Origin of the sequence: Geothrix oryzisoli, from assembly GCF_022808865.1 — a bacterium.
In the GTDB taxonomy this organism is placed as follows: Bacteria; Acidobacteriota; Holophagae; order Holophagales; family Holophagaceae; genus Geothrix; species Geothrix oryzisoli.
In genome coordinates this window covers 1-9,541 of sequence record NZ_JAKZLB010000005.1, presented here as the reverse complement: position 1 = coordinate 9,541, position 9,541 = coordinate 1, and the positions used below count along the sequence as shown (strand labels likewise).

Genomic DNA, 9,541 nt, shown 5'->3' with positions numbered 1-9,541 from the left:
GGGCGCCATGGCCTCGGGCGACTGGTCCCGGGAAGTTCCCCAGCCGTCCCGGCAGGGTGCCTCCCTGGGCCTGAAGGTGGCACTGGGGATCCTGGCCATCCCCATCGCCCTGGTGCTGTTCCTCCTCGGCCAGTCGAAAACGGTCGAAGCCCAGGCCTGGCCCGTGGTCCGCCGGGTCGCCCTGCGGCTGCAGACCGACGCCGAAGCGAGGCGGCTCTACCGGGCCAACCCGGCGCTGCTGAGGAGCTATCCCAGCGAGGAGGCCTTCCTCGAGCGGGTGCGGGCCTACCGGACCCAGTTCGCCAGCCTGCCGGGCCTGCCGCCCAAGGCCGACCGCTACGAGTGCCACGCGGGGCCCAACGGGTTCCGAGCCTCCGTGCAGGGCTCGGACGGGTCCTGGGCCACCCTCGAGGTGAGGCAGGACATCCTCCTCGAGAAAGTGCCGGGGGAGGGGATCCTCCGCCTGGAGTTCTCCCCGACCCGGGGACCCAGTGACGCAGCGCGAAGGGCCCTCCGGAAAGCCAGGGCCGGAGCCCGCACCGCCTTCCGTGGGCCTTCCCGGGGCCCGGCCGGCGGCCTCCCCGCTTGAGCCGGCCCCCTCGGGGTGCGATCCTGTAAGGCTATGAAACTCGATCGGCTCGGCGACTTCCAACGCACCCACCGCAACGGCGACCTGCGCCTCGACCACGCCGGCCAGGCGGTCCGCCTGCTCGGCTGGTGCCGCCGCGTGCGCAACCTGGGCTCCCTGGTGTTCCTGGACCTGCGCGACCGCTGGGGCCTGGTGCAGCTGGTGGCCAACGAGGAGACCGCCGATCCCGACCTGCTGGCCCGACTCAAGGCCGTGCGCAGCGAGTTCGTGCTGGCCGTGGAAGGCGTGGTGGCCGAGCGGGAGAGCAAGAACCCGAACATGGCCACGGGCGACATCGAGATCCGCCTGACGGGCCTGAAGATCCTCAACACCGCTGCCCCCCTGCCCTTCCCCCTGGAGGATGAGGGCGTGGGCGAGGACCTGCGCCTCACCTACCGCTTCCTGGACCTGCGCCGCGAGCAGCTCCAGCGGAACCTGGTGCTCCGCAGCGAGGTGGCGAACCTCACCCGGAACCACTTCCGGGAGCTGGACTTCATCGAGGTGGAGACGCCCATCCTCACCAAGTCCACGCCGGAAGGCGCCCGCGACTACCTGGTGCCCAGCCGCGTCCACACCGGCGAGTTCTTCGCGCTGCCCCAGAGCCCCCAGCTCTTCAAGCAGCTGCTCCAGGTGAGCGGCTTCGAGCGCTACGTGCAGATCTGCCGCTGCTTCCGGGACGAGGACCTGCGGGCCGACCGCCAGCCCGAGTTCACCCAGATCGACATCGAGATGAGCTTCGTGCGCCAGGAGGACGTCCAGGGCGTCATCGAGCCGCTGATGGTGAAGCTGGCCAAGATGATCGGCAGGGATGTGACCGCGCCCTTCCCCCGCCTGCCCTACCGGGACGCCATGGAGTGGTACGGCTCCGACAAGCCCGACCTCCGCTGCGCCATCAAGATCCAGGATGCCACCCGCCTCTTCGCCACCAGCGGCTTCAACCTCTTCCGCGCCGCCGCCGAGAGCCAGGGCCAGCGCCGCGTCCGGGCCCTGTTCTTCCCCGGCGAGGCCGCGGGGTCGCTGAGCCGCAAGCAGCTCGACGAGCTGGGCGAAGCCGCCAGGCAGCTGGGCGCCGGCGGCCTGCCCTACGCCAAGTGGGGCAAGGACGGGCTTTCCAGCAGCTTCAAGAAGTTCCTCGACGAGGGGGCCGAAGCGGCCCTGAAGGACCACTTCGGCGCCAAGGGGGAAGGACTGGCCATCTTCGCCGTGGGCACGGACGCGCAGACCAGCCGCGTGCTGGGTGAGCTGCGGCTGCGCCTCGCCCGCCAGTTCGGGATGCTGGACGAATCCCAGTTCGCGTTTCTGTGGGTCGTGGACTTCCCCCTGCTGGAATGGAGCGGCGAGGACGACGGGGAGGGCGGCCGGTATGTGGCCTGCCACCACCCCTTCACCAGCCCCCATCCCGACGACCTGGACCTGCTGGAGACCGATCCGGGCCGGTGCCGCGCCGTGGCCTACGACCTGGTGCTCAACGGCTTCGAGGTCGGCGGCGGCAGCATCCGCATCCACGACGCCGAGACCCAGAGCCGCATGTTCCGGGCCATCGGCATCGGCGAAGCGGAGGCCCGCGCCAAGTTCGGGTTCCTGCTGGACGCCCTCAGCTACGGCGCCCCGCCCCACGGCGGCCTGGCCCTGGGCCTGGACCGGCTCGTCATGCTGCTGGCGGGGGTGGACAACATCCGCGAGGTCATCGCCTTCCCCAAGACCGCCCAGGCCCGCTGCCTCATGACGGACGCCCCCAGCCCCGTGGACGAACGCCAGCTCCGCGAGCTGCACCTCCTGCAGGACGCCCGGCAGACCTACCGCGTGGGTGCCGTGTTCTTCGAATCCGCCGAAGGCGGCAGCCCCGAGCTGCGTGGCCAGGCGCTCCAGCAGATCGGCCAGATGACCCCCCGGCAGGCCCAGGGCCTCGTCACCCTCGACGCCCAGGGTCAGATCCTTGATGCGCAGACCCTCAGTGGCCCGACCTTCGAGTTCTGACCCCTTCCCGGAACCTTCCTGGACGAGAGCCCACCATTCAGGGGATCCTCCCGTTCGACGAGAGACCAGGTCTACCCTTCAACCACGCCTTGGCCTTCGCGGTCTTGTTTTCTGGGAGGTTCGATGATCCAGGGATTCCCTAGCCCGAGTGCGGGATTTCATTCCATGCGCGCGTGGCTCGTAGCTGCCGGACGCTCCGTCCGCGGGCTGCGCCGCACCCGGCTCCTCATCCTCCCCATGCTGCTCTTGGCCCTCGGCTTCGGCTGCTCGTCCCACCATACCGATGCCTCCGCCCCCGGAACCCCGCCGGCCATCACCTCGAATCCAACGAGTGTCAGCACCGTTTCCGGCCGATCCGTCAGCTTCGCGATCACGGCCACCGGGGCGGCCACCCTGTCCTACCAGTGGGCGAAGGACGGCCACGACATCCTGGGCGCCATCGGGTCCACCTTCACCCTCTATCAGGCCAAGGTCGAGGACGCGGGGAGCTACACCGTGACCGTGACCAACTCCATCGGCACCGCCACCAGCGGGGCGGCCACGCTCACCGTGGCGGCGGCCCTGACCTTCACCTCCCCCATGGGCCTGGCCTATGACGGGTCGGGGAACCTGTTCGTGTCCGACATGGACGACCACACCATCTGGAAGGTGGATGCCACGAACCACAAGGCGCTGGTGGCCGGGAGCTCCGGCCTGCCCGGCACCCTGGATGGCCAGGGCGGCAGCGCGCGGTTCAACCACCCGGGTGGCCTGGCCTTCGACCCGGCCGGAAACCTGCTGGTGGCCGATACGGGCAACCACACCATCCGGCGCATCGCCGCGGATGGCACCGTCACGACCCTCGCCGGCGCCGCGGGGATCCCCGGGTCCACCGATGGTGGAGCCTCCCAGGCCCGCTTCAATGCGCCCTTCGGCCTGGCGGTGGACGCGACCGGAGTCCTCTACATCGCCGACTCCCAGAACCACACCATCCGGATGATGGCCACGAACGGGACCGTCTCGACCTACGCTGGCACCCCCGGCACGGCCGGGCTGGCGGACGGAACCGGCTCCAGCGCCCTGTTCGACCAGCCGAACGGGATCGCCCTCGCGCCGAATGGAACGCTGTATGTCGCGGACTATGGCAATTCCTGTGTCCGGAAGGTCGCCCCGGGCGGGATCGTGACCCGGCTGGCGGGGCAGATCAACAATGCCGGCTTCGCCGATGGCAGCGGCCTCTCGGCCCAGTTCCGCACGCCCGTGGGAATCGCCCTGGATGCCGCCGGCATCCTGTGGGTCGCCGACACCCACAACCACGCCATCCGGCGTCTGGCCGCGGATGGCACCGTCAGCACCCCGGCGGGCTCGGGGGGCGTCTTCGGCAACGCCGATGGCAGCGGCAGCGCAGCGCTCTTCAACCTCCCCTGCGGCATCGCCACCGCCCCTTCGGGCAGCCTGGTGGTGACCGACGTGAACAATCACCAGCTGAGGACCGTGACTTCCGCCGGGGCCGTCACGACCTTCACCACGCCCTGATCCCGGCCCCAGGATGGCGCCCCTGCCGGTCGCCTGATCCCCACCGGGCCAACCGGCCTCCCGCACGCACGATCTGCCCTCGCCCCCTGGCCCCACCGGGCCAGGGGGTTATTTTTGCGGCATGGGCACCACGCTGGATGTCCGGGCGGCCGCGGTGGCCGGAACGTTCTACCCGCGCGAAAGCGGGGAACTGAGTCGTACCATCCAGGCCCTGTTCGCCGACGCGGCCGGAGCAAGCCCGTGGCTCGGCCCGCCCAAGGCCTTGATCGTGCCGCATGCGGGCTATATCTACTCCGGCCCCATCGCCGCCAGCGCGTACGGGCCCCTGGGCCGGCTGCGGGACATCATCCAGCGGGTGGTGGTGCTCGGTCCCGCCCACCATGTGGCCTTCCCGGGCCTGGCCCTCCCCGGCACCTCGGCCTTCGATACGCCCCTGGGCCGGATCCCGGTGGATGGCGAGGCCGCCGACCTCCTGCGTCCCCTGGCCCGGGTGACCACCAACCCTGCGGCCCATGCGCGGGAGCACTCGATCGAAGTGCAGCTGCCCTTCCTTCAGCAGACCCTCGGCGCCTTCCACCTGGTGCCGCTGGCCGTGGGGCAGGCCTCCGCAGCCGCGGTGGCCGAGGTCCTCGAGGTCCTCTGGGGCGGCCTGGAGACCCTGATCGTCATCAGCTCCGACCTGTCCCATTACCTCCCCTACGACCAGGCCCTGGCCCTGGATCGACGCACCTGCGGCAGCATCTCGGACCTGGATCCGCTGGCCAGCCACGAGCAGGCCTGCGGCGCCACGGCCGTGAACGGACTGCTGCTGGCCGCCCGCCGGCACCGGCTGAAGCCCCATCTGGTGGACCTGCGCAACTCCGGCGACACCGCCGGGGACCGCGACCACGTGGTGGGCTATGCCGCCTTCGCCTTCACCCCGGAGGCCCCCCATGTTCCATCCGCACCCGCCCCCTGACCGCGGCCCCATCCTCCTGGCGATCGCCCATGGCGCCATCGCGAGCCAGCTGGGCATGGGCGCGCCGCCGTTCGAGGTGGAACCCTGGCTTCAGGAGCCCGGCGCGACCTTCGTCACCCTCAAGCGTCACGGCCTGCTCCGGGGCTGCATCGGCACCCTTTCCCCAAGGCGGCCCCTGGGAGAGGATGTGGCCGCCAACGCGAGGGAGGCCGCCTTCCACGATTCCCGCTTCCCCCCCCTGTCGCGGAGCGAATTCCCCGACACGGAGGTCGAAGTCTCGCTCCTCGGGCCCCTGGAAGCCCTTTCATTCGACAGCCAGGCCCACCTGATGGCCCAGCTCCGGCCTCACGAGGATGGCCTGGTGCTGGAGTGGGGCGGGCAGAGGGCCGCCTTCCTGCCCCAGGTCTGGGATCAACTGGGCGATCCCGGGGACTTCCTCGCCCACCTGAAGCAGAAGGCGGGCCTGCCCGGGGAATTCTGGGACGACGGATTCCGGTTCGCCCGGTTCAGCGTCATGCAGTTCCAGGAACCGGCAGGCGTGGGACACCGCAGGTGAGGCCATGGGCGAGGTTCCCCATCCGGCCCGCTGGTGGCATCGGCTCGAGGACGGCCGCCTCCAGTGCGACCTCTGCCCCCGCGACTGCAAGCTGGGCGAAGGCCAGCGGGGCGCCTGCTTCGTCCGCCAGCACACGGCGGGCGGCATGGTCCTCACCACCTACGGCCGGTCCTCGGGCTTCTGCATCGACCCCATCGAGAAGAAGCCGCTGAATCATTTCCTCCCGGGCTCGCGAGTTCTGTCCTTCGGCACCGCGGGCTGCAACCTCATGTGCAAGTTCTGCCAGAACTGGGACATCAGCAAGGCGAGGGACATGGACCGCCTCACGGACCGGGCCTCGCCGGAGGGCATCGCGGGGGCCGCGGCCGCCTCCGGATGCCAGAGCGTCGCCTTCACCTACAACGACCCGGTGATCTTCGCGGAATACGCCATGGACGTGGCCGACGCCTGCCACGAGCGGGGAATCCGGACCGTCGCCGTCACGGCCGGGTACATGCACGCGGAGCCCCGGCAGGCCTTCTACGCCAAGATGGATGCCGCCAACGTGGACCTCAAGGCCTTCACGGAGGGGTTCTATGCGCGGCTCTCCGCGGCCCACCTCCAGCCGGTTCTGGACACGCTCCGGTACCTCCGGCACGAGACGGACACCTGGCTGGAGATCACCACCCTCCTGATCCCCGGCCAGAATGATTCCAGCGACGAGCTCGCGGCCCTGTCCGACTGGATCGCCCGGGAGCTGGGCGTTGACGTGCCCCTGCACTTCAGCGCCTTCCACCCGGACTACAAGATGACGGACCTGCCCCGGACGCCCGCCGCCACCCTCACCCGGGCGCGGGAGATCGCCCTGGCCGCAGGCCTCCACTACGTCTACACCGGCAATGTGCAGGACCTCGACGGAGGCACGACCCGCTGCCCCTCGTGCCAGGCGCCCCTCATCGTCCGGGACTGGTACCGGATCGAGCGGAATCGCCTGGCCGCGGCCGGCCGCTGTCCGGACTGCGGGGCCAAGATCCCCGGGCATTTCGAGAAGGCGGCCCTGCCCTTCGGCAACCGCCGCATCCCGGTCACGATCCCCCAGGACGATTGAGGCGCCTCTCCCCGGCGGGCGTACCTTGAAGCCATGCTCCCGGTGCTGCTGCTTCCCATCCTGCTCGCCCCCTCGTCGGGCGGCCCGGCACCTCGAAAGGAGGCCCGCATGGAGCTTCGGATCCCGGCCTTTCCCAATGGCGGCACCATTCCCCGCGCCCACACCGCCGATGGGGCCGACCGCTCCCCGGCCCTCCAGTGGGGCGAGCCGCCCGCAGGCACCGCCGCCTTCGCCCTGGTCGTGGAGGATCCCGACGCCCCCGCCGGCACCTGGGTCCACTGGGTCCTCTACGACCTGCCGGGAACCGCGAGGTCCCTGGCAGAGGACCAGCCCCGCACGGCCGATCTTCCGGGGGGCGCCCACCAGGGCAAGAACAGCTGGGGCCGCCTGGGCTGGAACGGCCCCTCGCCCCCGCCAGGCAGGCCCCACCGCTACCTCTTCCGGCTCACAGCCCTCTCGGCCCCGCTGGGCCTCCCCGCCGGCGCCAGCCGGGCCCAGGTGGACGCGGCGATGAAGGGCAAGGTCCTCGCCGAGGGCACCTGGATGGGCACCTACGGGTGCTGAGCGGCCGAGCCTCAGGGCTTGCCGGACTTCAACCGGATCGTCTCGCCATCCACCACGAAGACCCCATACCCGTGGTGGTGGAGGGTCTTCGGCTTCTTCTGCGTGGAATCGATCCAGGCCTGGACCACCTCCAGCACGAAGAGGTTGTAGCGGTTCACGAAGCGCGTGTCCGCGACTCGGCACTCCAGGTTGGCGAAGCACTCGGCCACCAGCGGCGCGGCCACCTTCTTCGCCGGCAGGGGCGTGAGGCCGAAGGCCGCGAACTTGTCGAGGTCCCGGCCCGAGGCGTTGCCCACCTTCACCACCTGCTTCGCGAGCCCGGCCGCGGGAATCGCGATCACGCATTCCCGCGTCTTCCGCAGCGCCTCGAAGCTGTGGTTGGCCCCGCTCACCAAGCAGCCCACCAGGGGCGGATTGAACTCCATCATCATGTGCCACGACATGGCCATGAGGTTGGCCCGCCCCCGGTGGGCCGTGGTGAGCAGCACCACGGGGCCAGGCTCCAGCAGGGTGTACACCTCCGACAGTGGAAGGGCCCTCCTCATGGCGCGCCTCCTTCCCTCCGCCCCCTTTCCGGGGGTGGCCCGATCCAAGCCTACGCCGGGAGGGAAGGCCCAGGCCGGCCCCAACCAGAAAAAATGCAACCGATGGGTTGCACTCACTCCCGACCCGCCTAACATGCAACCTGGAGGTTACACATGACGACGTCCAACACCGACTGCATCAGGAAGGAGATCCATCTCCGCGCGCCCCAAGCACGGGTCTGGAAGGCGCTGTCGGACGCCGAGGAATTCGGCACCTGGTTCGGGATGAAGCTGGAGGGGCGCTTCGTGCCCGGCCAGCCGGTCTTCGGGCGGATCACCCATTCCGACTACTCGCACATCCTCCTGGAGATGAGGATCGAGCGCATGGAAGCCGAGCGCCTCTTCTCCTACCGCTGGCACCCCTACCCCATGGACGTGAAACGGGACTACTCGGTCGAACCCATGACCCTCGTGGAGTTCCACCTCGAAGCGGCCGAGGGCGGCACCCTGCTCAAGGTGATGGAGTCCGGCTTCGACCAGCTGCCGCCCGATCGGCGCGACGAGGCCTTCCGCATGAACGATGCCGGGTGGGCGGGCCAGCTGCCCCGGATCGAGCGCCATGTCACGGCCTGAGGCCCTCTCCCCCGCGCGCCTGAAGGACGCGGCGCCGCTCTTCGCTGCGCTGGGGGATGCCACGCGCCTGAGCCTGCTCGTCAGCCTCTGCGCCGGCGGGCCCCTCACCGTCACCCGCCTGAGCGGCCAGTCGGCAGTCTCCCGGCAGGCCATCACCAAGCATCTCGAAGTGCTGTCCGAGGCGGGGCTCGTCAAGAGCACCCGCCATGGGCGGGAACGCATCTGGACCTTCGAGCCCAAGCGCCTCGAGGACGCCCACCAGTACCTGGCGCGCCTCTCCAGGGAGTGGGACGTCGCCCTGGCGAGCCTCAAGGCCTTCGTCGAAGACTGACCCCCGACCAGCCATCCCGGGCGGGATCCCCGCCCCGATCCCCCACCGCCTGCACCAGGCAGGCAGATCCCCGTCTGCCCTCAGCGGACAACCCGCGCCCACGCGCCCTTACAAGGAGGACCCATGTCCCAGCCCTGGACCACGCTCTTCTCCCTCAACCGTCAGGTCCTGATGGCCCGGAACCTGGCCGACGTCACCCAGGACCAGGCCGACCAGCCGCCCGCGCCCCGCGTGAACAGCATCACCTGGATCCTCACCCACCTCGTGGAGAACCGCCGCTGGCTCCTCGGGACCCTGAGCCGGTCGGGCGAGCGCCCGGCGGCAGCCGGGCCGCAGTCCCTGGCACAGCTTGAGGCGGCCATGGACGAGACGCAGGCGGCCCTGGCGGAGGCCTTCGGTGCCGTCGCCGACTGGAGTGAGCTGCGGATCCATCCCGCCCTGCAGACCCCGGCCCCCCTGGACCAGATCGTGGGCACCTTCCTCATGGAGGAGGCCTATCACCTGGGCCAGATCGGCACGGCCCGGAAGCTTATGGGGCTGCCCGGCGCGATGAAGGCGCCGGAGGTCGCAAAGGTCTAGATCGACCCGTCAACGCCCCGCGCCCCGAGGCGACCCACCGCCGGATCTGTCCCAGAATGGAGGCATGAACCTCACGCTCCGCCACAGGGCCCAGGCCATCCTCCGCGAGGCGGGGTGGGAGCTCGCGCCGCCTCCGGTGATCTGGTCGCCCCGCATGGCGCGGTGCGCGGGTCTCTTCGTGATCGAGAA

General features: G+C 70.3%; 11 protein-coding genes. 10 read left to right on the top strand and 1 reads right to left on the bottom strand.

Going from position 1 to position 9,541, the window contains the following annotated elements:
* Window positions 1-7: 7 nt before the first annotated feature.
* From MLE43_RS13595 to MLE43_RS13565, 7 genes are all read left to right on the top strand, one after another.
* Window positions 8-589, top strand: coding sequence for a hypothetical protein (locus MLE43_RS13595; protein ID WP_243304945.1), 582 nt, complete (start codon window positions 8-10; stop codon window positions 587-589).
* A 33-nt stretch (window positions 590-622) separates the two neighbouring features.
* Window positions 623-2,605: an aspartate--tRNA ligase gene (aspS, locus tag MLE43_RS13590; RefSeq protein WP_243304944.1), complete on the top strand. Its 1,983-nt coding sequence runs from the start codon at window positions 623-625 to the stop codon at window positions 2,603-2,605.
* Window positions 2,606-2,770: 165 nt separating this feature from the next.
* Window positions 2,771-4,120, top strand: coding sequence for an immunoglobulin domain-containing protein (locus tag MLE43_RS13585; protein WP_243304943.1), 1,350 nt, complete (start codon window positions 2,771-2,773; stop codon window positions 4,118-4,120).
* A gap of 121 nt (window positions 4,121-4,241) precedes the next feature.
* Window positions 4,242-5,078 (top strand): AmmeMemoRadiSam system protein B, encoded by an 837-nt coding sequence (amrB, locus tag MLE43_RS13580; RefSeq protein WP_243304941.1) that lies wholly within the window; start codon window positions 4,242-4,244, stop codon window positions 5,076-5,078.
* A complete protein-coding gene (amrA, locus tag MLE43_RS13575) occupies window positions 5,053-5,634 on the top strand; it encodes an AmmeMemoRadiSam system protein A (protein WP_243304939.1) in 582 nt (193 codons plus the stop codon). Before amrB ends, amrA begins: the two co-directional genes overlap by 26 nt.
* A 4-nt stretch (window positions 5,635-5,638) precedes the next feature.
* The gene (gene amrS, locus MLE43_RS13570; RefSeq protein WP_243304937.1) at window positions 5,639-6,721 is read left to right on the top strand and encodes an AmmeMemoRadiSam system radical SAM enzyme; all 1,083 of its coding nucleotides are present in this window, start codon (window positions 5,639-5,641) and stop codon (window positions 6,719-6,721) included.
* A gap of 108 nt (window positions 6,722-6,829) precedes the next feature.
* Entirely contained in the window at window positions 6,830-7,285 is a 456-nt protein-coding gene (locus tag MLE43_RS13565) for a YbhB/YbcL family Raf kinase inhibitor-like protein (RefSeq protein ID WP_243304935.1), read from the top strand.
* Between the two features lie 11 nt (window positions 7,286-7,296).
* Here the strand turns inward: MLE43_RS13565 and MLE43_RS13560 are convergent, their stop codons facing one another.
* Window positions 7,297-7,830 carry a flavin reductase family protein gene (locus tag MLE43_RS13560; protein WP_243304932.1) on the bottom strand — a complete coding sequence of 178 codons (534 nt, stop codon included), beginning with the start codon at window positions 7,828-7,830 and terminating at the stop codon, window positions 7,297-7,299.
* Between the two features lie 153 nt (window positions 7,831-7,983).
* Between MLE43_RS13560 and MLE43_RS13555 the strand changes: the two genes are divergently transcribed.
* The 3 genes from MLE43_RS13555 to MLE43_RS13545 all read left to right on the top strand — a co-directional run bounded on the left by MLE43_RS13555 (window position 7,984) and on the right by MLE43_RS13545 (window position 9,352).
* Window positions 7,984-8,442 carry an SRPBCC family protein gene (locus tag MLE43_RS13555; protein WP_243304930.1) on the top strand — a complete coding sequence of 153 codons (459 nt, stop codon included), beginning with the start codon at window positions 7,984-7,986 and terminating at the stop codon, window positions 8,440-8,442.
* A complete protein-coding gene (locus MLE43_RS13550; protein ID WP_243304928.1) occupies window positions 8,429-8,773 on the top strand; it encodes an ArsR/SmtB family transcription factor in 345 nt (114 codons plus the stop codon). Before MLE43_RS13555 ends, MLE43_RS13550 begins: the two co-directional genes overlap by 14 nt.
* A 123-nt stretch (window positions 8,774-8,896) precedes the next feature.
* A complete protein-coding gene (locus tag MLE43_RS13545) occupies window positions 8,897-9,352 on the top strand; it encodes a DinB family protein (protein WP_243304926.1) in 456 nt (151 codons plus the stop codon).
* Window positions 9,353-9,541 lie beyond the last annotated feature (189 nt).